Origin of the sequence: Cryobacterium sp. Y29, from assembly GCF_002929825.1 — a bacterium.
Taxonomy (GTDB): Bacteria; Actinomycetota; Actinomycetes; order Actinomycetales; family Microbacteriaceae; genus Cryobacterium.
In genome coordinates this window covers 188,086-209,577 of sequence record NZ_PJJN01000030.1, presented here as the reverse complement: position 1 = coordinate 209,577, position 21,492 = coordinate 188,086, and the positions used below count along the sequence as shown (strand labels likewise).

The 21,492-nt window shown below is 63.5% G+C and carries 17 protein-coding genes and 2 pseudogenes; 10 read left to right on the top strand and 9 right to left on the bottom strand.

All coding sequences use genetic code 11. The features are described from left to right. Positions 1-37: 37 nt before the first annotated feature. Positions 38-1,132: a permease gene (locus CXY74_RS06900; RefSeq protein WP_104199748.1), complete on the bottom strand. Its 1,095-nt coding sequence runs from the start codon at positions 1,130-1,132 to the stop codon at positions 38-40. A 239-nt stretch (positions 1,133-1,371) separates the two neighbouring features. On the opposite strand from CXY74_RS06900, the gene CXY74_RS06895 reads away from it, so the two are divergent. Then, positions 1,372-2,274 carry a DUF808 domain-containing protein gene (locus tag CXY74_RS06895; protein ID WP_104199769.1) on the top strand — a complete coding sequence of 301 codons (903 nt, stop codon included), beginning with the start codon at positions 1,372-1,374 and terminating at the stop codon, positions 2,272-2,274. A 131-nt stretch (positions 2,275-2,405) separates the two neighbouring features. On the opposite strand, the gene CXY74_RS06890 is transcribed toward CXY74_RS06895, so the two are convergent. From CXY74_RS06890 to CXY74_RS06875, 5 genes are all read right to left on the bottom strand, one after another. After that, positions 2,406-4,022 (bottom strand): isocitrate lyase, encoded by a 1,617-nt coding sequence (locus tag CXY74_RS06890; protein ID WP_104199747.1) that lies wholly within the window; start codon positions 4,020-4,022, stop codon positions 2,406-2,408. Positions 4,023-4,327: 305 nt separating this feature from the next. Further along, positions 4,328-5,482: a threonine synthase gene (locus CXY74_RS06885; protein WP_104199746.1), complete on the bottom strand. Its 1,155-nt coding sequence runs from the start codon at positions 5,480-5,482 to the stop codon at positions 4,328-4,330. Between the two features lie 25 nt (positions 5,483-5,507). Next, positions 5,508-7,475, bottom strand: a complete 1,968-nt coding sequence (locus tag CXY74_RS06880; protein ID WP_104199745.1) for an Ig-like domain-containing protein — start codon at positions 7,473-7,475, stop codon at positions 5,508-5,510. Between the two features lie 41 nt (positions 7,476-7,516). After that, positions 7,517-7,693, bottom strand: coding sequence for a hypothetical protein (locus CXY74_RS17545; protein ID WP_158252316.1), 177 nt, complete (start codon positions 7,691-7,693; stop codon positions 7,517-7,519). A gap of 83 nt (positions 7,694-7,776) precedes the next feature. Next, positions 7,777-8,124, bottom strand: a complete 348-nt coding sequence (locus CXY74_RS06875) for a hypothetical protein (protein WP_104199744.1) — start codon at positions 8,122-8,124, stop codon at positions 7,777-7,779. Between the two features lie 278 nt (positions 8,125-8,402). Here CXY74_RS06875 and CXY74_RS06870 point away from each other — a divergent pair, with 278 nt between their 5' ends. Genes CXY74_RS06870 through CXY74_RS06860 form a run of 3 tightly spaced genes read left to right on the top strand, consistent with a single transcriptional unit; the run spans position 8,403 to position 10,488 of the window. Next, positions 8,403-9,500: a type I restriction endonuclease gene (locus tag CXY74_RS06870; protein WP_104199743.1), complete on the top strand. Its 1,098-nt coding sequence runs from the start codon at positions 8,403-8,405 to the stop codon at positions 9,498-9,500. 39 nt (positions 9,501-9,539) lie between these two features. Next, positions 9,540-10,034, top strand: a complete 495-nt coding sequence (locus tag CXY74_RS06865) for a hypothetical protein (RefSeq protein WP_104199742.1) — start codon at positions 9,540-9,542, stop codon at positions 10,032-10,034. A 16-nt stretch (positions 10,035-10,050) separates the two neighbouring features. Next, positions 10,051-10,488: a hypothetical protein gene (locus CXY74_RS06860; RefSeq protein WP_104199741.1), complete on the top strand. Its 438-nt coding sequence runs from the start codon at positions 10,051-10,053 to the stop codon at positions 10,486-10,488. On the opposite strand, the gene CXY74_RS06855 is transcribed toward CXY74_RS06860, so the two are convergent. Beyond that, complete coding sequence (locus CXY74_RS06855) at positions 10,485-10,757, bottom strand: DUF2277 domain-containing protein (protein ID WP_104199740.1); 273 nt, start codon at positions 10,755-10,757, stop codon at positions 10,485-10,487. The two genes, CXY74_RS06860 and CXY74_RS06855, sit on opposite strands and share 4 nt — an antisense overlap. A gap of 85 nt (positions 10,758-10,842) precedes the next feature. Here CXY74_RS06855 and CXY74_RS06850 point away from each other — a divergent pair, with 85 nt between their 5' ends. Genes CXY74_RS06850 through CXY74_RS06840 form a run of 4 tightly spaced genes read left to right on the top strand, consistent with a single transcriptional unit; the run spans position 10,843 to position 14,135 of the window. Continuing rightward, positions 10,843-11,055, top strand: a complete 213-nt coding sequence (locus CXY74_RS06850) for a hypothetical protein (protein ID WP_104199739.1) — start codon at positions 10,843-10,845, stop codon at positions 11,053-11,055. Next, positions 11,006-12,670, top strand: a complete 1,665-nt coding sequence (gene hutU, locus CXY74_RS06845; RefSeq protein WP_104199738.1) for a urocanate hydratase — start codon at positions 11,006-11,008, stop codon at positions 12,668-12,670. The genes CXY74_RS06850 and hutU overlap by 50 nt, the downstream gene beginning before the upstream one ends. A 2-nt stretch (positions 12,671-12,672) precedes the next feature. After that, on the top strand, positions 12,673-12,795 hold the full coding sequence (locus tag CXY74_RS18200; RefSeq protein ID WP_255409523.1) for a hypothetical protein: 123 nt from the start codon (positions 12,673-12,675) through the stop codon (positions 12,793-12,795). Beyond that, positions 12,792-14,135 (top strand): formimidoylglutamate deiminase, encoded by a 1,344-nt coding sequence (locus CXY74_RS06840; protein WP_233193250.1) that lies wholly within the window; start codon positions 12,792-12,794, stop codon positions 14,133-14,135. Before CXY74_RS18200 ends, CXY74_RS06840 begins: the two co-directional genes overlap by 4 nt. Here the strand turns inward: CXY74_RS06840 and CXY74_RS18375 are convergent. Further along, positions 14,095-14,322: pseudogene (locus tag CXY74_RS18375) on the bottom strand (hypothetical protein); the annotation flags it as partial. The gene CXY74_RS06840 and the pseudogene CXY74_RS18375 sit on opposite strands and share 41 nt — an antisense overlap. A 26-nt stretch (positions 14,323-14,348) precedes the next feature. After that, positions 14,349-14,532: pseudogene (locus tag CXY74_RS18370) on the bottom strand (ISAzo13 family transposase); the annotation flags it as partial. Between the two features lie 348 nt (positions 14,533-14,880). On the opposite strand from CXY74_RS18370, the gene CXY74_RS06830 reads away from it, so the two are divergent. Both CXY74_RS06830 and hutI read left to right on the top strand, forming a co-directional pair. Beyond that, positions 14,881-19,953, top strand: coding sequence for a multicopper oxidase domain-containing protein (locus CXY74_RS06830; RefSeq protein ID WP_104199735.1), 5,073 nt, complete (start codon positions 14,881-14,883; stop codon positions 19,951-19,953). A gap of 342 nt (positions 19,954-20,295) precedes the next feature. Beyond that, positions 20,296-21,477, top strand: coding sequence for an imidazolonepropionase (hutI, locus tag CXY74_RS06825; RefSeq protein WP_104199734.1), 1,182 nt, complete (start codon positions 20,296-20,298; stop codon positions 21,475-21,477). The last annotated feature ends 15 nt before the right edge of the window (positions 21,478-21,492 follow it).

Below are 21,492 nucleotides of genomic sequence, written 5' to 3'. Positions count from 1 at the left end.
GCTCAACAGGGCTCCCCGCCATCGAGTGATCAGATGGCTAAGCGACATAGTTCACCGCCAGCCCCAGCGCGGCCGAACAGAGAGCCACAACGCTCGTAATTTGGACTAATGTTCGCGCCGTGAACGTGGTTCGCATCAGAACGAGCATTTTGATGTCGATCATCGGGCCGAAGACCAGGAAAGCGACGATCGCACCCGGAAGGAACGTCGCTCCAAACGACAACACGAAGAACGCGTCCACGTTCGAACAAATCGATACGACGAAGGCCAGCGCCATAAGCGCCAGGACGGACCACACCGGATTGGTGCCCAGGGTAACTAACACGTCACGGGGTATCCCCACTTGGATCGCTCCGGCAATAGCGCAACCAATGAACAACGCCGGCATCATCGCGCTGGTCTCTTTCGTGAAGAGACGAACACTGCGCTGGAGCTTGCCAGCGGCAGCGTGATGCTCCCCTTTGCTGGCGCAGGCCGCTTGGAACTGCGACGTGAGAAGGGCCTCCTGACGGGGGTGACGGCTGTATATCCAACCGATGAGGTTTGCAATTAAAAACCCGCCAGCGATACGACTGACCAGGATTCCGTTCTCCCAGCCGAACGCTTGATACGTCGTGATGATTGTGATCGGGTTGAGAATTGGCGCGGCAAGAAGGAACGTCATCGCCTCGGCTACCGTGAGCCCCTTCATGATGAGGCCGCGGGTGAGCGGTACGTTTCCGCATTCGCAAACAGGCACCAGAACGCCGATCAGCGAAACCGCAAACCGCCGCAATACTCCCCGTCGCGGCAAGTGACGAAGCAAAAAGCCATCCGGAAGCCAAACCTGTACGACGACAGACAAAAATATGCCCAAGAAAACAAACGGCAGCGACTCGATAAGTACGCTCACGGCAAGTGTGACGAAGTCCTTGGCCGAGTCCGACATCCCTGCAGCCACAGACTGAGGTGCCGACATGCGCAGTACAGCAAGGAGAGCTAACACGGCTAACCCAAAGAGCAAGCCCTTCAGTCCGCGACGTTGGTCCCTGACTCTTTCACCACCCCGTTGCGCAGCTTTACGTGGCTCTGCCGCAGCCCCATCGGTCAACAGCACGGAATCTTCTCGCTGAGTACCGATAGTTCTGCTCATTTCGTTTGTGAAGCGCTGTTCCGACCCACGCGCGGCTAGACAGTTCTAGACCCAACAATTCATCCGGGTACAGAAAGAGCATCTCACACACGGTCTCACCACCCGAGCTTGAGACACCCGGCGGCGTTGCTTATTTGATCGTGCCTCAGCACGGAAAGCCCCCGCCTCCGCCACGCAGTATTGTGGACACCAATGCCGTCGCCCTGCACCAGGGCGATGCCCGATCCGAGGAGAACCAGATGTCGGTCGGCCTGCTTGCCGTAGTGGATGACATACTCACCGCCGCCCTCAAGGCGAGTGTGAAGACGGCAGGCGTCGTCATCGACGATGCTGCCGTTACCCCGCAGTACGTTCAGGGGCTGTCGCCGGCGCGCGAGCTTCACGTGGTCTGGCGGATCGCACTGGGCAGCCTGTTCAATAAGTTCATCATCATCATCCCGCTGGCACTACTCCTGTCTGCGTTCGCGCCATGGGTGTTGCCGTGGTTGCTGATCCTTGGCGGCACCTATCTGTGCTTCGAGGGTGCCGAGAAAGTGACTGAATGGTTCGGCTTTCATCATGACGCTGGCGAGACGGAAGCGAGGGATGAGCGCAAGCTCATCTTCGGCGCCATTCGCACCGATCTCATCCTCAGCACAGAGATCATGCTCATCTCGCTGGCAGGCCTGGATCCTGATTTCGAGATCTGGATGACGCTCGGTGCTTTGGTGGTGATCGGCCTCGGCATGACGGTGCTCGTCTACGGCGCAGTCGCTTTGCTGGTGAAAATCGACGACGTCGGACTGACGTTGATGGAGAACTCAGCCCGATGGCTGCGACGCACCGGTGCGCGCATCGTGCGGTCAATGCCCGGTGTGTTTCGGGTGATCGGCATCATCGGGACCGTCGCTATGTTGTGGGTTGGCGGCCACCTGGTTATCTCAAACCTGGCCGACACGTTCTGGCAAGCACCCTACGACGTGCTGCACGCGGCAACCCAAACCGTCGAAACAGCCGGACCCGTCGTCGTCTGGGTCATCGACACCGCCATGTCGGCCGTGTTCGGCCTCATTCTTGGTCTAATCATTGTCGTGATCGTTCTGGGAATATCGCGCCTTCTCAAGCAGAACCGACCAGACGGCAATGTGCCCGGACTGGTCTGACACGCGCCGATTGCGGCGGCGGTCAGTCGCGACGTTACAACTCCACAGCTATTCCCGCATCTCCCTCGGTCTGTCAACGAAGAAGCCCCAGTCGATTGACTGGGGCTTCTTCGTTATGCACTCCGTGGGAGTCAGTGGCTGCTCAGAGCCGGTTCCTCGAACTGGTTGCTCGTGTTGTTTACGCCGCCAGCCTTCAATGCTGCGTCGCCGGCGAAGTACTCCTTGTGGTTGTCACCCAGGTCGGAACCGGACATGTTCTGGTGCTTGACCGTGGCGATTCCCTCACGAATTTCGCGTCGCTGCACGCCCTTGACGTAGGCGAGCATGCCCTGGTCAGCGAAATAGCCCTTGGCCAGATCATCCGTCGAGAGCGCGGCCGTGTGATAGGTCGGCAGAGTGATGAGGTGGTGGAAGATACCAGCCTCCTCCGAGCTGTCGCGCTGGAAGGTACGAATCTTCTCGTCGGCGTTGAGGGCCAGTTCGGTCTCGTCATAGTCGACGCTCATGAGCTTGGCGCGGTCGTAAGCGGAGACGTCCCTGCCCTCGGCGAGGAGTGCGTCGTATGCCTGCTGGCGGAAGTTCAAGGTCCAGTTGAACGACGGGCTGTTGTTGTAGACCAGCTTGGCATTCGGGATGGCCTTGCGAACCTCGTTCATCATGGCCGCGATCTGGCCGATGTGCGGCTTCTCGGTCTCGATCCAGAGCAGGTCGGCGCCGTTCTGCAGTGACGTGATGCTGTCCAGCACGCAGCGCGCCTCGCCGGTTCCGGAACGGAACTGGAAGAGGTTGCTGGCCAGGCGCTTCGGGCGCAGAAGCTTGCCGCCCCGCTTGATGACGACGTCGCCGTTGCCCAGGTCGGCCTCGGTGATCTCGTCGACATCGAGGAACGAGTTGTACTGGTCTCCGAGGTCGCCGGGCTGGTTGGTCACGGCGAGCTTCTGCGTGAGGCCGGCACCGAGCGAGTCGGTGCGGGACACGATGATGCCGTTTTCAATGCCGAGCTCGAGGAACGCATATCGAACGGCGTTGATCTTGGCGATGAAGTCTTCGTGGGGAACGGTGACTTTGCCGTCCTGGTGACCGCACTGCTTCTCGTCCGAGACCTGGTTTTCGATCTGGATCGCGCAGGCGCCAGCCTCGATCATTTTCTTGGCCAGGAGGTAGGTCGCTTCGGGGTTTCCGAAACCGGCGTCGATGTCAGCGATGATCGGCACGACGTGCGTCTCGAAGGCGTCGATCTGATCGGTGAGCGTGGCGATCTTGGCGTCGTCGCCAACGATGCGAGCATTGTCCAGGGCGGTGAAGAGCAGGTCGAGCTCGCGGGCGTCGGCCTGGCGGAGGAACGTGTAGAGCTCTTCAACGAGGGCCGGAACGGCCGTCTTCTCGTGCATGGACTGGTCGGGGAGAGGACCGAACTCGCTACGCAGCGCGGCAACCATCCAACCGGACAGGTACAGGTAGCGCTTGTTGGTGGTCTTGAGGTGCTTCTTGATCGAGATCATCTTCTGTTGGCCGATGAACCCGTGCCAGACGCCGAGCGACTGGGTGTAGATCGAGGAGTCAGCGTCGTACTCCCCCATGTCCTTGCGCATGATGTCTGCGGTGTACTGAGCGATCTCCAGGCCGGTTTTGAACCGGTTCTGGGCACGCATACGGGCAACGGATTCAGGGTTGATAGCGTCCCAGCTGCTTCCGACCTGCTGCTTGAGGGCTTCAACGTCCTCGATGTCTTTCTGGTACACAGTCATGTTATTTCCTTCGACGTCTGAGTTGGGCTGAGCCGGGACAACTGACTCAACTGGCCGGTATCGGCTGCTAAATCCAGATTGGCGCAAGAACAACCGGTCTTCTCAGGAAAAGCGCGCAGAAGAAATAGATTTCTTCTGCAAATAAAAAGTTATGCGTCAGGAATTCACCTATTCCGGCCACAGGCCGGGTACGAGGATGACCAACCGGCATCGTGGGCACCGATGGCAGGATTCGAGACCTTCAGCGGTGTCTACGCCGTCCGCCATCATCTCGGTGCCGCAGGCGGGACACAGGGGGTTCTCGTTCACCGGGTCAGCGATTTCAGGCCGGCACCGCACAACGGCACGACCACCGATTGGGCGGCGAGCAGGCTCGCGGCCACCGCCCAGGTGGGACTGTCGGAGACATACGTCTGGTCGACGGCGGCGCGCACGGCGGCGAACGAGACCGCTGAGGTCGGCTCGACGAAGAGCCCCTCGTCTGCCAGCTCCTGGCGTGCGGCCGCGATCTGCTGGTCGGTGACAGAGATTATGGTGCCGCCGGTGGCGCGCACGGCCCGGAGAAGCTGTTTCCCCCGGGGCGGCGACGTGATGGCGATGCCCTCCGCGATCGTGGCGCCGTTCTGAACGGCCAGGGGGGCGTCGAGTCCCTGCGCCATGGCCTGTTCCAGCGGTGAACACGCGGATGCCTGCACCGCGACGATGCGCGGCATCCGCTCGGCAAGCCCAGCGGCAACCAGCTCGCTGAAGGCGAGGTAACAGCCGAGAACCATCGTTCCGTTGCCCACCGGAACCACCACCGTCTCGGGCAGCGAGCGCGCGCGCTGCTCCCAGATCTCGTAGCCATAGGTTTTCACGCCGTGCAGAAAGTACGGGTGGTAGACGTGGCTCGCGTACAGCACGCCGTCTTGCCCCGCCGCCAGCAGCGCCGCCGCGGAGGTGTCTGCTCGCGAACCGGGCACCAGCTCAACCGTCGCGCCGTGCGCGCGCATTTGCGCGAGTTTGCCAGGCGAGGTGGATTCGGGAACGTATACCGTGCAGCCGATCCCGGCCCGCCCGAAATAGGCGGCCATCGCCGTGCCGGCGTTTCCGCTGCTGTCGACCATGGCCCGTGTGACGCCCAACCGTTTGGCGAGGGTTGCGAGCACGACCGCGCCGCGGTCTTTGAACGACAGCGTCGGCAACAAAAAGTCAAGCTTGAACTGCACGTGAGGGAACGCGCGGGAGGGCACAAGGGGCGAGAACCCCTCCCCCAGGGTAACCGTGGGATCCACCGCGATGGGTAGGACTTCGGTGTAGCGCCAGAGTGAGGGGCTGCGGCCGGGCAGAGCCGCGGCATCCATCGTCAGCACGAAATCGACCACGTCGAGGAGACCGCCGCAGCTGCACCTCCAGACCAGGCTCGCCACCGGATAGATTGCGGCGCACTCGGAGCAGACAAGGTCAGGTAAAGCGGGCATCGCTTCAGACTAACTGGCCCCGCCATCAACTACCCGTGGTGAACTTCCAGGTGCTCATCGAGACGGGGTTGCCAGCCAGGTCACGCACCATCGTGGTGCCGCCAGTAACCGTGACGGTGAAACTGGTCCTGGCTGCGAGCGTGGAACTAGGGTTCAGGATCCACTTGTTGGTCGTACCGCCGCGTGAGACAACGCCGGCGATCTGTACGCCGGTCACGGTATTCTTCAGCGTGAAAGTGGATGCGGCAACTCCGGCCATCCCCGCACTGAACGTCGCCGAGACGCTCGCGGTACGACTAACGCCCGTGGCCCCGCTGGAGGGGGTACGGGTGGTGATCGTGGGCGCCGGCCGGGTCGTGAAGCTCCACCCCGTCGACACCAGCGGATTGCCCGCCCCGTCGCGGATCGCGGTAGCTCCCCCGGTGAGGCTGACAACGTATTTCGTGTCGGGGGCGAGACTCGCGCTCGGGTTGAGAGTGGCAATTCGCGTCGCCGCGTCATAGCTGACCGCGGCAGAGACAGTCGAACCGGCAGCGTTTTTCAGCCGCATCGTGGTCGGCGAGACCCCCTGCACGGCTTCGCTGTATGTTTCCGTCACATTGGCGGTCTGCGCGACCCGGGTGGCCAGGCTCACCGGCGATTTCACCGCGACCAGGGGAGGCATCGTATCGGTTCCTCCGATTGTTCCGGTCACGATGAGATCGTCGAATTTGGCGGCGTCGTTCTTGCTGCCGAAGCCGACTCGGCCGGAAGAGAAGGTCGCGTCGGCAGTTGCCGCGAGGAGGGTGGTGCCACGAACGACGCGAATGGCCGCACCCTGCCGTTCGATGCGAATCGAGTAGAAGGTGTTTGCCGTGATCGTGGGGGTGAAGTCAGCGATCTGGGCGGCAACACCGCGCGAAACGCGAAACAGACCGTCGCTGGCGGTATCTTGTCCCTCACTGAAGTTCGCGAAGTAACAGTTGAGCGCATCGCGGTAATCGAAGACGATCGAGAAATCGTTCCACGGTGACGTTGAGGCCACGGTCAGGCCGGCGGCCATGACCGATAAATCCCTGGACATCACTGTTTTCTGCAGAGCGAGGTTAGCGTTTGGCACGGCAGCTGTCGACGGGGCTGTGAGCGAATACCGGCCCGACGCCACAGCCCACGTGCCGCCGCGAATCTCCGTGAAGTTCGCGGCCGACGAGGTAAATGTTTCGCGAATGGCCGCGACTTTCGGGACCACGGTGGTGGGGGCTGAAACCTCGGCACTGGATCCGGACGAATTCTCTGCGGATACGGACACTCTGTAGGGCGTCCCGTTAGTGAGACCGTTGATGGTTGCAGTTCGTTCGCTTCCATCGCCGGCCCACAGCCATTGGTCACCGGAAGGCGCAGTGACAACCACGTGGTAGAGATCCACCACCGGTGCCCTGGCAGCAGCCCCGGCCCATCCGACAAACAGTCGGGCATCGCCGGCTATCGCCGTGACGGCGGTCGGCGGGGTGGGTTTGATCACTGACACGATCGGGCTCAAAAATCCGCTGTTAGCGGTGTTCCAGTGGGTGGCGAGATAGTTCGACGCGGGCGGCGTGCCCGGGTAGCAGTAGTCCTCGCTATGACAGTCGACGGCCGAGGCGAGCCCCGCACAGGTGAAGGTCAGCCGGCCGCCGAGGGCAAAATAGGGCCCTCCGTCGTCGTAACACATGAGGTTGATCTCGTCGTAGCAGTGGCCGCCCTTGGTGGAGTGCGGCGCCGAATCTTGCACGGCACCAATATTGTGACCAATCTCGTGGGCGATCACGGGCATGTCCAGGTAGGCCGACATGGAATAGCGCGGCCGTGAATCGTTATTGGCGTTGGCGGCGGCACTCGGCTGATCGTCGCCCGTCAGCTCGCCCTGACCGCCGTACGGGTAGACATCCTGAATCTGGTCGATGTAGGTGATGTACAAGCGGTCGTTCGCGAGGTAATTCACCGGGCCCAGGCCCCGCTCGGCCCGTAGCTGCACAGGGTGGTTTTGGCAACCGTGATCTTCAGGCGGGCGCAGAGTTAGGCCAGGTCGGGGGTGGTCCGCACGATGCGCGCGGTTGAGGCGGGAACGCTGGAAGCATCAGCGCCATCGGTCGGCAACAGCGTAAACGAGGCGGCGATAGTAACGAGCACGGCGAGCGCGCCGAGTGCTCGGCGAATGATGCGGGATAGCTTTGGAGCACGAACGAACCTCATTCTCAGGTCCTTCCGTGCTGACCACGACGAGTTCGTCACAGTAATGCGGTTCAGCCGACCCGACAAGGCCCCGGCGCGCCCTGTCACAGTAAGGAGTGCAGCCAATCCAACACGACCGCGCAGGCGCCCAGAATGGCGATGCGCACGTCTAAGGCCGCCGCCACACCTTCCGCCTCTGGTGTGTTTTGCAGCAGCCAGGTAGCGCGCGCGGGTAGGCGGCATCGCACTGATTCCGACCACCTGCGGGTAGAGAACGGGGTCACGATGTCCGCAACGCTGAAACCCCACGGCAGAACGAAGGCCAGGTCGTCATCGACGAGGCCCTCCGCTCCGGCGGAAGAAGCGAGGCCGACATCACTTTCGGTCGATCCGCCGCAACTTGCCCTCCCGGAAGCCAACAGACGGATGCCCCGTACGGCGGTCGCCGCCATGGCTCGACCGCACCCGCCCAGAACGAGTCGATCATACGCTGGAGTGTGAGCGTCGAAGCTGTCGGGCTCTCCCAGCCTGAGTCCGTCGATCAGAACGTGCGAAAGAATTGTGTGACCAGATTAGGACACTCGGGCACCGCATTCGTATTCCACGGGCAACTTAACCACGATTCAGGAAGGAGAGGATCGCGCCCCGCTGCACCAAATCAAACCGAAGCTCGTCCGATTTAGGTCGAGCCGATAAGGTCGGAGGTAGAAAATCACGAATCGGGGGAACTATGGAATTTGCAGAACTAATAGGGGCATTGGCTCTCAAAGTACGAAACCAGCGCGGAGCAATTCAGACTGAAGAAGCTACCAAAAACGCTTTTATCATGCCGTTCATCTCGACCATCTTGGGCTATGACGTTTTCAATCCGTTGGAAGTCGTCCCCGAATTCACCGCCGATGTCGGCGTGAAAAAGGGGGAAAAGGTCGACTACGCGATTATGCGCGACGGCGAAGTCCAGATCCTCGTCGAATGTAAGAAGTCCACGGAAGCGTTGAAGATTGAACACGCCTCACAATTGTTCCGCTACTTCGCAGTCACCAATGCGCGTATCGCCGTTCTCACAAATGGCGAGATTTACCAGTTTTACACGGACTTAGACGCGCCCAACCGTATGGATGAAAAGCCGTTTTTGGTTCTGGATTTGATGGACATCGACGAAACGCTGATTCCGGAACTGAGGAAACTGACCAAGGACGTCTTTGACCTCGACTCCATCATTAACTCAGCAGAAGAGCTCAAGTACATCGGTCAGATAAAGCGCACTATCGCGGCTCAGTTTACGGAGCCTGAAGACGACTGGATTCGATTTTTCACGACACGAGTTTACGACGGTGCTTTTACGCAAAAGATCCGTGAGCAATTTACGTCCTTGGTGGCAAAATCGACAAAGCAGTTCCTGAACGATCAGGTTAACGACCGATTGAAAACAGCGCTGGGCGGTTCGAATTTTTCGGGTGCAGCGCCAGAAGTGCGCGGCGAAGTCATTAACAGCCACGACATAGTTGAGATCGATCTCGCCCGAGACACCGAGATCGAGACGACTCTTGAAGAACTAGAGGGGTATCAAATCGTCAAAGCGATTGCCTGCAGCGAAGTAAAGCCACAGCGAGTGATGCATAGAGATTCAAAATCCTATTTCGCAGTGCTTCTCGATGACAACAATCGCAAGCCGGTGGCGCGACTTCATTTTAATGGGCGGAAGCAGAAGTACCTTGGAGTCTTCGACGCCGACAAGGTCGAGACTCGCCACCCTATCGACACCCTTGACGAGATATACCTCTTCGCGCAGGACATTCGCGAAACGATTAAGAGCTACCAGAACTAAACAATTTGACGCCATGCTAGACGCCCTAGGGTGAGAACCATGATGATTCACCGATACTGGCGCATCCTGCTTGTCGCGCCGGTAATCGGGTTTCTGCTGGGGGCAGGTGTGTTCGGGGTGATAGCCCTGGGCGGTAATCCCTTCACGCGAACCGGCCAGAGCGCCGGAGATGTCGTGCGGGCGATTCTGAACTACGGCGCCGTCGGTCTGGTGGTGAGCGGCGCCGCGCTGATCGGCGGCTTCGTTCTGGTCGGCTGCCTCGACCGGCACCTCACGAAATCATCGGGCACTCGCACGGCACTGGCCGCTCTCGGTGCGGCCGGCGGCGTGCTGATTCTGGAGATCGTGTTGGCGATCGTGCCGGAGACGGTTGGAAACAGCGGTTGGTCCTACCTGCTGGTCATTATCAGCCTGGTCGTCGCCAGCGTGGCGGGCAGCGTCGCCGCGATTCTGGTTCACTGGGCCGAGCGACGCGAGCGCACCCGGCCAGATCGCGTCGCGCATCCGCTACCCAGTGCCTGGGTGGACTTCTAGACCGTAGGGTGGGCACATGGTTATTCGGCGCTATTGGCGCATCGCGGTGTTTGCACCGTTCGTGGGGTTTCTGCTCGCGGCCGGCGTGGCGGTCGTTATGACCGACGCCGGTAGTGGAGAAACCGAATTTCGGTTCTGGTTCGTCGTGCGTTCCATGGCGAACTACGGCGTGATTGGCTTCGTTATCGGGGCGGTCGCACTGTTGGGCGGGCTCGCCGCAATAGCGATTGCCGATCGGCACCTGACGAAATCGCGGCGCCTGCGCGTCACAGTGGCCGCATTCGGCGCGATGGGCGGTGTGGTGTTGCTGTCCGTGACCATCGCGGCTGTGCTATCGGTGATGGACGACGGACTGTATGCCGGCATCACCATTGCGTTCGGCCTGGCGTTCGGTGCGGCGGCCAGCGTCGTGGCGGCCGTCATGGTGCTCTATGCGGAAAGGCTAAGCCGCTAAGCCGCAGCAAACCGCTTCTGGGAACGCGCCTTGGCCTTTTTCGCCTCGATCTCCCGGTTTTTGGGCGGTGCGGCGCTCACGAGGTCTTCGAGCAGGTGCTGGGAGATATGAGTGATCTCGTGCACCGCGCGGTCGAAGGCTTCTTCATTGGCCTTCGACGGGTGCGCCGACCCGCTGATCTTGCGCACGTATTGCAGCGCGGCCGCGTGAACTTCATCGTCGGTCGCGGCGGGTTCAAAGTTACTCAAGACGTGAATGTTTCGGCACATGCCTTCAGGGTAATCACGGCGTGCGCACCCTTCAAGACCCGGGCGTAAGATGCCCCTGCTTCGCAGGCTTCGACAGGAAACGTCCATGCCAGCAACCTTGGTCGACCTGATCGCGCGGCTGCGCGATGCCGGTTGTGTCTTCGCCGAGGAGGAGGCCCAGCTGCTGCTCTCGGTCGAGCCGTCGTCGGCCGAGTTCAACGCCATGGTCGACCATCGCGTCGCCGGATTTGTTATCAAAGGAGATACCCATGACAGTCCCCCACACCGCACGCCCCATTCGCGCCGCCCGCGGCACTGAATTGACCGCGAAAAGTTGGCAGACCGAGGGACCGCTGCGCATGCTCATGAACAACCTCGACCCGGACGTTGCCGAGCGCCCCGACGACCTCGTGGTCTACGGCGGCACGGGCAAGGCCGCCCGCAATTGGGAATGCTTCGACGCGATCGTGCGCACCCTCAAAACGCTGGAAAAAGACGAAACCCTGCTCGTCCAGTCGGGCAAACCGGTCGGCGTCTTTCGCACCCACGAGTGGGCGCCGCGCGTACTCATCGCCAACTCCAATCTCGTCGGCGACTGGGCTACCTGGCCCGAGTTTCGCCGCCTCGAGCACCTCGGGCTGACCATGTACGGGCAGATGACCGCCGGATCCTGGATCTATATCGGCACCCAGGGCATCCTGCAGGGCACCTACGAGACCTTTGGTGCCGTCGCTACCAAAAAATTCAACGGCACCCTGGCCGGCACACTGACCCTGACCGGCGGGGCCGGAGGCATGGGCGGCGCACAGCCGCTCGCCGTCACCATGAATGACGGTGTCGTGCTCATCGTCGACGTCGACCCGGCCCGACTGCAACGCCGCGTCGACCACGGCTATCTCGACGAGATGACCAACGATATCGACGAGGCAATCGCCCGGGTGCTCGCAGCCAGGACCGAACGCCGGGCGCTGTCGGTGGGCCTGGTCGGCAATGCCGCGACCGTATTCACGGAGCTGCTGGCCCGCCGGGTACCCATTGACATCGTCACCGACCAGACCAGCGCGCACGACCCGCTCTCCTATCTGCCCGAGGGCGTCACGGTCGACCAATGGCACAGCTACGCGGACGAGAAACCGGACGAGTTCACCACGCGTGCTCGCGCCACGATGGCCAAGCAGGTGCAGGCCATGGTCGAATTTCAGGATGCCGGCGCTGAGGTCTTCGACTACGGCAACTCCATTCGCGCCGAGGCGCAGCTCGGCGGCTGCGAGCGAGCTTTCGAGTTTCCCGGGTTTGTGCCCGCCTACATTCGTCCGCTGTTCGCCGAGGGTAAAGGTCCGTTCCGCTGGGTGGCGCTCTCGGGCGACCCGGCCGATATCCTGGCCACCGACAGAGCCATTCTCAAACTGTTTCCCAACAACGCCGGCCTGCACCGCTGGATCACCAAAGCCCAGGAGAAGGTGGCGTTCGAAGGCCTGCCGGCGCGCATTTGCTGGCTCGGTTACCAGGAACGACATCGCGCTGGGCTGAAGTTCAACGAGATGGTCGCCTCCGGTGAACTCAGCGCGCCGATCGTGATCGGCCGCGACCACCTCGACTCCGGCTCGGTCGCCTCGCCCTATCGCGAAACGGAAGATATGCAGGACGGCTCCGACGCGATCGCCGACTGGCCGCTGTTGAACGCACTGCTGAACACCGCTTCCGGCGCGACCTGGGTATCCATTCACCACGGCGGTGGCGTGGGAATGGGCCGCAGCATCCATGCCGGGCAGGTCATCGTCGCCGACGGCACCGCGCTGGCCGCCGAGAAGATCGAGCGGGTGCTCACCAACGACCCGGGTACCGGGGTCATGCGTCACGTCGATGCTGGCTATCAGCGGGCCGAAGAGGTGGCCCGCGAGCGCGGCCTGCGCGTGCCCATGTGGGAAGAGTAAAAATGCCCCAGCAACCTGCTGAACAAAACGGATGCTCCACCAGCTTCACCGAGGAATTCGCCGCAGCCGCGGACCGCGTGGCCGGAATCGACGCCCTCGAACAACGCGTGCGGGATCTGCGGTGACCGCGTTCTGGTGCGAATCGTTGCTGATCGACGGGGTCCACGTCGCAGGGGTGCGGCTCGAAATCGACCCGGCCGGTCGCATCACGCGCGTTCAGGCTGAGCCTGCGAAGGCGGCGGATATCCGCTTGCGAACGGTTCTGCCGGGGTTCGGCAATGCCCACTCGCACGCATTTCATCGGGCCTTGCGGGGCCAGACCCACGGGGATGGCGGTGATTTCTGGCTCTGGCGCGAGCGGATGTACCGGGTCGCCGCCCAGCTCGACCCGTCGAACTACCAGGCGCTGGCTACCGCTGTGTTCGCGGAGATGCTCGTGAGCGGTTACACGACCGTCGGGGAGTTCCACTACGTGCATCACCGCGCGGACGGGGCACCGTACGAACCAGCGCACGCTATGGAACTGGCGCTTGCGGCGGCGGCGCGGGCCGTGGGCATCCGTTTGGTGCTACTCGACACGCTCTATTTGACGGGCGGCATCGGTCGGGAGCTGGCGCCGGAGCAACGCGCGTTCAGCGACGGAAGTGCCGCCGGGTGGCTGGCCCGCTGGCAGTCCCTGCGCGCGCAGCTCGGGGGCGACGGCCTGGTGACTCTCGGGGCGGCTCTGCACTCGGTGCGGGCCGTCACGCCCGACGCGATGCGGGAGGTGCTCGCAGGGCTGCCACGAGAGGTAGCCCTGCATATCCATCTCTCGGAGCAGCCGCAGGAGAACAAGGACTGCCTGGCCGCCTACGGCCTGACCCCGACCGGCCTGCTCGAGTCGGTCGGGGCACTCGCGCCGCGCCTGAGTGTCGTGCACGCTACGCACCTCAGCGACACCGACCGGGTCCTGCTCGGTGACGCCGGGGTGACCGTGGTGATGTGCCCGACCACCGAGGCCGACCTCGGCGACGGCGTCGGCCCGGCGCACGCTCTGGCCACGGCCGGTTCGCCGATTGCGCTCGGCTCTGATCAGAACGCGGTCATCGACCCGTTCCTGGAGATGCGCGGTTTGGAAATGGGTGAAAGACTCGTCTCGCAGCAGCGCGGACGTTTCACCCCCGCCGCTTTGTTGGCAGCCGCATCGACCGCTGGCTATGCCGCCCTCGGACTCGGACGCCACCGGTTGCAACCGGGTGATCTATGCGATCTCGTCGAGATCAGCACGACCGGGGTGCGCACGGTCGGCTCCCTCGCCGGGCAGCTGCCGCTGACCGCCACGGCCTCCGATGTTCTGCGCGTTTTCGTGGGCGGACGACTGGTAGCCGAGTGTGGCCAACTGATCGGCGGTGAGCGGCCGGCAGCACTGATGACCGACGCGCTCGTTAGGGCCTGTAAATCGACAACACGCGTAGTTCAGGGTTGATCTGACTGAACCGGCGGTGTTCAATCTTGTTCCACTTGGAGGTGCCCGGTGGGAAGCGGCAGACGGTGATCGTGATGCCTTTGGGGTAGATCGTGTCGTCGACACTGGCTGTGACGGTTAGGCCTGTACGGGTAGTGGTACCGGCAATGAGGTTGACGATGACTTCGTGGCTGGTTAGCGGCTGGCCGGCTGCTAGGTGCTCTTCGGCCGCGGCGTTGATGTGGGCGAACTGGGCCTCCCGCCCCGGGTGACGGCCACGCTCGATGGTCTTGGCGTTGCCCTGCAGGCTGAAACTCTCCTCCCGCAGCAGGCCCGCCACGGTCGGCGCGGACACCCGGTGACCCTGCTCGGCCAGCTCGTCGGCCAGGTGGCGCAGACTCTTCGATCTCCACGGCAACCGGATTCACGCCGCGAAGGAGGAACCGTCAGGAGATCTCAAGAGTCGACGCCACCAGCGCCCTAGGGCAGTCCCGTGGCGGCCTTGCGCATTGTGCGCCTGTCGACCTTGGTGGCTTGTTGACGTGCGACAGCGGGGAGCTCGATCGAGCACTACTGCCACACCACCCGGGAGCAGGGTCTCGACTCCCTGATGACGATTTCTAACTCAAGGTTTTCTCAAGGTCGGCCGAGCAAAGTTGTCCCGTGGATCTCCACACCCGTGACCAAGCCACTCCGCCCTGATTTGTTCCAGCTCAGAGGTTCGGCTTGACCTCAGCACACCATCAATGCCGTTACAGGGAGACCGATGAACATTTCTATGAGAGCTCGCGTCGGCATGGGGGTGGTGCTCGCTTATGGCGGCACGGCCTGGCTCCACGGGCTTCACGCAGCCTCTGCCCAGCAAGATTGGAGTTGGGGCACCTCAGCGTTGCACTTTCTTCGGGACGGGACATTGTCGCTTTTGCTAGTGGTCCCGGCCGTCCTGGTCGTGTTCGCGATGATCGCTCGCCTGCGGCCGGCATCTCGGATGATCTCCTTGGCTCGCGCCACGGTCGCGGTCGTCGGTGTCAGCACGGCTGTGTTCATGTCAGGTGCGATCGGCCACACGCTGATCTTCCCCTCCGAGCATGCCTCCACCGCCCAGGCGGTTGCCTCAGCTGTCGCACCGGCTGCCCAGGCAGCTCCTGGCGCTAGTGTCGCACTTGGTGCTGTCCCGCCCCCTGGCGCGCCAGGTGCCCCAGTCGCTGCCGCGACCAAGCCCGGGTTCCACCCGCACCAGCCCTCGGCGGCGTGGTTGGCCAAGACGGGACAAGCCAATGGCTCCGCCAAAGTCGCTGCCGACCCGCACACTGCGCACAACGGCGCTGCTGAGGCCCCGACCGCTGCCGCCGCCGCCGCCGCTGCCGACCCGCACGATGCGCACAACGGCGCAGCCTCTTCCGCTGGTACTCCTGGCGCAGCGGTAGCCGAATCGGCCACGGGCGGCCACATGGAGGCGACCTCGGGTGCTGCACTCTTCGAGCACGGAGCCATCGAGGCCGCTCGCGTGTTCCCGGTGCTTCTGCTCCTCGCCCTGGCAGGCCTCGTCCTGGGCATGCGCCGAAGCGATGACGTGACCGGTGGGTATGCCCCGAAGCCGGTACGGCGTACCCGGTCTGTCGTGACCCCGACGCCGGCACGGCGTGCCCGGTCTGTCGTGGCCCCGACGCCACGCCGCTCTCGCCTGGTTATCGCCGTGGCGGCGGGCGGTGTCGTCGTGATGACGACTTCCGCTCTGCTGGGTTCCTCTTCGGCGACAGCTATCATTGGCGATCCGATCACTTCGGCCAACGGGGTCTGCCCGGCCGGTGCCCGCGCTGTTGAGTACGACCTGGCCGCCTTCCAGGTGACCATCCCTCTCAACGGCTGGGGCGACAAGCTGCCCAACGGCCTGATGTATGCCCTCAAGAACGCCGACGCACGGGTGAACAAGGAAAAAATCCTTGCCAACCCCAACCTCACCCAGCCGCTCGTCGTGCGCGCCAACGTCGGTGACTGCGTGTCCGTCAAGGTACGCAACGACATCGCGGGCCGGCGAATCGGCCTGTCCACCCAGGGCCTCGTTCAAGCGGACGTGAAGACTTCCGACGGCGCGCGGGTGGGCCTAAACCCGGACACGACCATCTCCACGGGCACCGAGCGCACCTACACCTGGTACGCCGACCGGGAGGGCGAGGCGCCGCTGTACGACAACGCCAACCTCGACCCGAACGACCCGAAGCACACCTCCGTGCAGAACGGCCTGTACGGCGCGGTCGTCGTGCACCCGAAGGACTCGACCTGGCACAATCAGATCACCGGGGCCAACCTGCTCATGGGCGGGCGCGCCGTCGAGTCCCAGCTGTTCGCCGACATCCGGGCAGGCGCGGCCTCGACCCGTTCGGCCGTCATGATCTTCCTCGACGAGAACGAGGACGTCCTGGACCGGGACGGGAAGCAACCGACCTTCCCGACGACCGGGCTGAAGGACTCGAGCTTCGGCATCAACTACCGCTCGGAGCCGCTGCGCAACCGGCTGCGGGCCATCCTCGAGCACCGTGGGACCGTCACTCCGGAGAACCCGGGTGGCGTCGCCAAGACCATCACGCTCCCCAACGGCAAGACCTATGCCCCAAGTGACAACTTCTGCAACGGCTACGTACCCGAGCTCGGCAAGGTCGTCGACGACCCCGGCGCCAAGTGCATGGGCGAGGAGTCCCACCTGCAGTCGTGGGTCTTCGGCGACGAGGGCAAGCTGACCCGAACCGTCGACGGCGTGAAGGTGACCGATTCGGACAACCTGATCCCGAAGGGGTACGTCGGTGACCCGCTGAAGTTCCACGTCGTCCACCCGGGCGCCAAGGAAACCCACCCCTGGCACCAGCACACCCAGCGCTGGAACGCCGACCCGAATAACCCGAAGTCACCGCTCAACGACGTCCAGTCGTTTGGCCCACATGAGGCTCGGGAGCTGAAGATCGAGGGAGGTGCCGGCGGCACCCAGGGCACGGTCGGTGACACGATCTTCCACTGCCACCTCTACCCGCACTTCGCCCAGGGTTTCTGGGGCCACCTGCGGATCTTCGACAAGTTGCGCGACGGCACGGCACAGTATGCCGACGGCACACCTTTGGAGGCACTGCAGGAGCTGCCGAACCGGGCAGGCGCCACGGCGGCCCCGACCGCAGCACAGCCCGGTTTCCCACTGTTCGTCAAGGGTGACGTCGGCCAGCGTGCCTACCGTCCGCCGAACGCGGTGGTCAAAGACACCTTCGCTGCTATCCGTCGCCCCGGCGACGCCCCCCGTGGCCCGACGGCACTTGAGGCCGCAGGGATGCCTGCTCTTGACCCGGACAAGCCCGGCAACGGCTACATCGACCCGTGCCCGGCAACTGCACCAACACGGGTCTACCGGCCACACGTGATCGACACCCCGATCACCTACAACTCCGCGGGTTGGAAGGACAGGCAGGGAAGGGTCTACGCGGAGGAATCCGATGCGGTCGCTGTGCGGACAGGACAGAAGGCACCCGAGCCGTACACCATCCGGTCCAGGGTTGGTGAGTGCGTTCAGCTGTTCACCACCAATGACCTGCACCTCGACGAGAATCCCAACGTCCCCCTCGACCACGTGAACCGCCTCGACGGTGACTATATGTCCGCCGAGGAGACATCCGAGGTCTCGACACACGTGCACCTGGTCAAGTTCGACCAGGTTGCCTCCGACGGCACCAGCGTGGGTTGGAACTACAGCTCCTCGGCGATGCCTGGCCAGACCTACGGCTATCGGTGGTTCGTGGACACAGCCTTGCGGACGACCTTCTTCCACGACCACCAGTACGCCAACCTGCACCAGCAGAAGGGCCTCTATGCCGCGATGAACGTCGAGCCCGCTGACGCCACGTGGCACGATCCGAAGACTGGTGCTGCGACGAACGGGGTCGGCCCCATGGCCGATATCCGCTCAGCCAGCGGCCCGGACTTCCGGGAGATGACCATCTTCTACTCCGACCGAACGCCCATGTGGAAGGACAACGGCACTGGTCCACCGATCAACCCACCTTCGGCACCGGACAACTACGGCCAGGACCAGGGCGGCTACTCGATCAACTACAAGAACGCCCCGTTCCAGATCCGGACGAAACCTGGGGTTCACGGCGCTAAGGGCGACCCCGCGTACACCTACTCATCCGCGGTCAACGGCGATCCCGATACGCCGCTCCTGAGGGCGTACTCGAAGGACCCTGTGGTCATCCGCAACGTGGCTGGCTCCCACGAGGAGATGCACGAGTTCAACCTTCACGGTCACCGTTGGCTGAATGAGCCGGACAATCCCCTGTCTCGGACGGTTGACACCCAGACCCTCTCGCTCGCGGAGTACTTCAACTACGAGCTGCAGGGCTCGCAGGTAGTCAAGACCAACCCCGGTGCTGCAGCAACAGTCGCCAGAGCCTCGAACAGCGTCGCCAACGGCACCCCGTCGATCCTGCAGGACGGCGCCGGTTCCCCCGGTGACTACCTGTATGGCTCCCCGTTGCTTGAGGACCAGTGGATGGGGATGTGGGGTCTGTTCCGGGTTCCCAAGAACGCGGTCTCCGATCTCCAGCCGCTGCCCGACCGGCCAGCTCCTGGAAGTGGCGACGCGTGGCCAGCCCTTAAACCCGGTGACGCGCTCAAGGTTGCCCCAACAGGATCGCTGGGTTCGGTCACCCCGTGCCCGACAGGGTCAAGGGCGGTCGCCGTCAACGTGTCGGCCATCGCCAAGGACATCGTGTACAACGCGAAGTCAGGTGACCACGACCCGTACGGCACGATGTTCGTGCGGAGCGAGGACGTGACTAAGGTTCGCTCGGGTGCCATGAAGACCGAGCCCCTGGTGATCCGAGCGAATGTGGGTGACTGCGTCACGGTGACGCTCAAGAACGAGCTGCCGCGGACGCCCGCAGCGCACACCGGTGACCTACCGTTGCCTGCGGACGTGACGAACTTCCCACGTTCCAACCGGGTGTCCATGCACCCGAACCTGTTGACCTACAATGTCATTGACTCCGACGGGGCGACGGTCGGGTACAACTACGACCAGACCGTGGCGCCAGGAATTACGACAAAGTACACGTGGTACGTCCATGCCGCGGTCGAGGACGGCGCAGCGAACCTGCTCGACTTCGCTGACCGGCGTGGGAGTCGCCACCACGGGTCCTACGGGGCGCTGTTGATCGAGCCAAAGGGCTCGACATACGTCAACCCCAACTCCGGGGTTGCGATCACCTCGGGCGCACAGGCCAACGTCACCTACACCGACGCCGCCGGCGTCAAACGCAGCTTCCGCGAGGCTGTGCTCAACTGGGTCGACGGTCTGATCCTGCGAGACAAGGCCGGGGCCATCCTCCCCTACCCAGCGGAGGGCGAACCCAGCGACCAGGGGCACCGGGGTATCAACTACACGACCGAGCGTTTCGCCCCTCGCCTGGCGAAGGACCCAGAGGTGGCCAACGTCATGTCGTCGGTGGTGCACGGCGACCCGGCCACACCGCTCGTGCGGGCCTATGTCGGAGACGAGACGCACCTGCGGCTCGTATCGGGTGGTGACCGCGACCGGCCACACACCTTCAGCCTGAACGGGCACGGCTGGCGCTACCAGCCAAGCGACCCGAACGCGATGATCAAGACAGCTGAAGGCGGTCTGCTCACAGGCAACGCCTTCAACTTCAACCTGCTCGGTGGGGCCGGTGGACGCCAGAAGCTTCCCGGGGACTACCTCTACCGGGACGGCGGTCTGGAGAACCAGGTCAACCAGGGCCTGTGGGGCATCTTCAGGGTGGAGGGCTCGCCCAAGGCAGACCTGAAGCCTCTCCAGTAGTCCATCCATTGTGAGAACAGCGTGAGAACGTGAGCCGGCGGCACCTCGGGTGCCACCGGCTCACGCGCGTTGCTGGGCGCGCTGGACCCAGCAGTGCCACCGGCTCACGCGCGTTGCTGGGCGCGCTGGACCCAGCAGTGCCGCCGAGTGGGGCCCGTGGGCCGGATATCCTGAACCTCGTGTCCTCAGAGAGCGCGCCGCATCCCACGCACCCAGAAGACAACGCGGCGAACTTCGCCGCCAACAACTCTTCGACCTCCACGGAAACCGACAGAGCACAACCGTGGCGCCCAAAACGGCATACGTCTAGGTTATGTACTTACGAGCCCTTAGGGTCGAAAGATGTCTGTGGCCGAGCCTGACGGTACCGAGCTAGTGACGGGAATCGGTGAGCTGACCACCCACGACGAATCGGGCGAACGCCGCCGCGACGCCGCCCTCGTGATCGGTGCGGGTCGCATTCTCTGGATCGGCGCCGCGGCGAAGGCTCCCGCGGCCGATCGTCGAACGGATGTCGACGGACGCGCGGTTCTGCCTGGCTGGGTCGACACGCACACCCATCTCGTGTTCGGTGGGGACCGTTCGGCGGAGTTCGAGGCCCGCATGGCCGGCCACCCCTATGCCGCGGGCGGCATCAACACAACCGTCGCCGCCACACGGGCCGCGACCGAGGAACAGCTCGTGGCAACGGCACAGCGTTTGCGCCACGAGGCCGAAGTGCAGGGCACCACCTTTCTCGAAACAAAGACCGGATACGGGCTCGATGTCGACAGCGAAACACGTTCGGCGCGCGCTGCCGCCCAGGTGGCCGATGTCGTAACCTTTCTCGGCGCCCACATCGTGCCCGTCGGGATAGACCGTCGCAATTACCTCGACCTCGTGACCGGGCCGATGCTCACTGCCGTGCGACCTTATGTGCAGTTCATCGACGCGTTCTGCGAGCAGGGCGCGTTCGACGTGGAGGAAACCCGAGAGGTGCTGCTGGCCGGCCGGGCCGCCGGCCTGGGAATCCGTGTGCACGGCAATCAGCTCGGCTCCAGCGGTGGCGTGCAACTCGCCGCCGAGCTGGGCGCGGCGAGCGTCGACCACTGCAACTACCTGGAGCCGGCCGACATCGACGCGTTGGCCGCGGGAACGACGGTGGCCACCCTGCTGCCGGCCTGCGACCTGTCAACGCGGCAGCCGTTTCCGCCGGCCCGCCGACTGCTCGACGCCGGCGTGACCATCGCCTTGGCGACCAACTGCAATCCGGGGACCTCCTACACAACGTCGATGCCGTTTTGCGTGGCGACGGCCGTGCTGCAAATGGGCCTGACCGTGGGCGAGGCCGTCTGGGCGGCGACTCGCGGTGCGGCCCGGTCGCTCAGCCAAGACCAGGGAGCGGATACCGTCGGCTCCCTGCAGGTCGGCGGCCGCGCCGACCTGCAGGTTCTGAACGCTCCCTCGATTTCGCACCTGGCCTACCGCCCCGGGGTTCCCCTGACCGGCGCCGTCTGGAGGCACGGGCTACGCCGTGGTTCCTGAGCACGGCATCCCTCG

Bases quoted from the DNA above. Each gene is read 5' to 3' on its own strand.
- CXY74_RS06900 (WP_104199748.1), bottom strand. From the start codon at position 1,132: ATGAGCAGAACTATCGGTACTCAGCGAGAAGATTCCGTGCTGTTGACC.
- CXY74_RS06895 (WP_104199769.1), top strand. From the start codon at position 1,372: ATGTCGGTCGGCCTGCTTGCCGTAGTGGATGACATACTCACCGCCGCC.
- CXY74_RS06890 (WP_104199747.1), bottom strand. From the start codon at position 4,022: ATGACTGTGTACCAGAAAGACATCGAGGACGTTGAAGCCCTCAAGCAG.
- CXY74_RS06885 (WP_104199746.1), bottom strand. From the start codon at position 5,482: ATGCCCGCTTTACCTGACCTTGTCTGCTCCGAGTGCGCCGCAATCTAT.
- CXY74_RS17545 (WP_158252316.1), bottom strand. From the start codon at position 7,693: ATGAGGTTCGTTCGTGCTCCAAAGCTATCCCGCATCATTCGCCGAGCA.
- CXY74_RS06875 (WP_104199744.1), bottom strand. From the start codon at position 8,124: ATGGCGGCGACCGCCGTACGGGGCATCCGTCTGTTGGCTTCCGGGAGG.
- CXY74_RS06870 (WP_104199743.1), top strand. From the start codon at position 8,403: ATGGAATTTGCAGAACTAATAGGGGCATTGGCTCTCAAAGTACGAAAC.
- CXY74_RS06865 (WP_104199742.1), top strand. From the start codon at position 9,540: ATGATGATTCACCGATACTGGCGCATCCTGCTTGTCGCGCCGGTAATC.
- CXY74_RS06860 (WP_104199741.1), top strand. From the start codon at position 10,051: ATGGTTATTCGGCGCTATTGGCGCATCGCGGTGTTTGCACCGTTCGTG.
- CXY74_RS06855 (WP_104199740.1), bottom strand. From the start codon at position 10,757: ATGTGCCGAAACATTCACGTCTTGAGTAACTTTGAACCCGCCGCGACC.
- CXY74_RS06850 (WP_104199739.1), top strand. From the start codon at position 10,843: ATGCCAGCAACCTTGGTCGACCTGATCGCGCGGCTGCGCGATGCCGGT.
- hutU (WP_104199738.1), top strand. From the start codon at position 11,006: ATGACAGTCCCCCACACCGCACGCCCCATTCGCGCCGCCCGCGGCACT.
- CXY74_RS18200 (WP_255409523.1), top strand. From the start codon at position 12,673: ATGCCCCAGCAACCTGCTGAACAAAACGGATGCTCCACCAGCTTCACC.
- CXY74_RS06830 (WP_104199735.1), top strand. From the start codon at position 14,881: ATGAACATTTCTATGAGAGCTCGCGTCGGCATGGGGGTGGTGCTCGCT.
- hutI (WP_104199734.1), top strand. From the start codon at position 20,296: ATGTCTGTGGCCGAGCCTGACGGTACCGAGCTAGTGACGGGAATCGGT.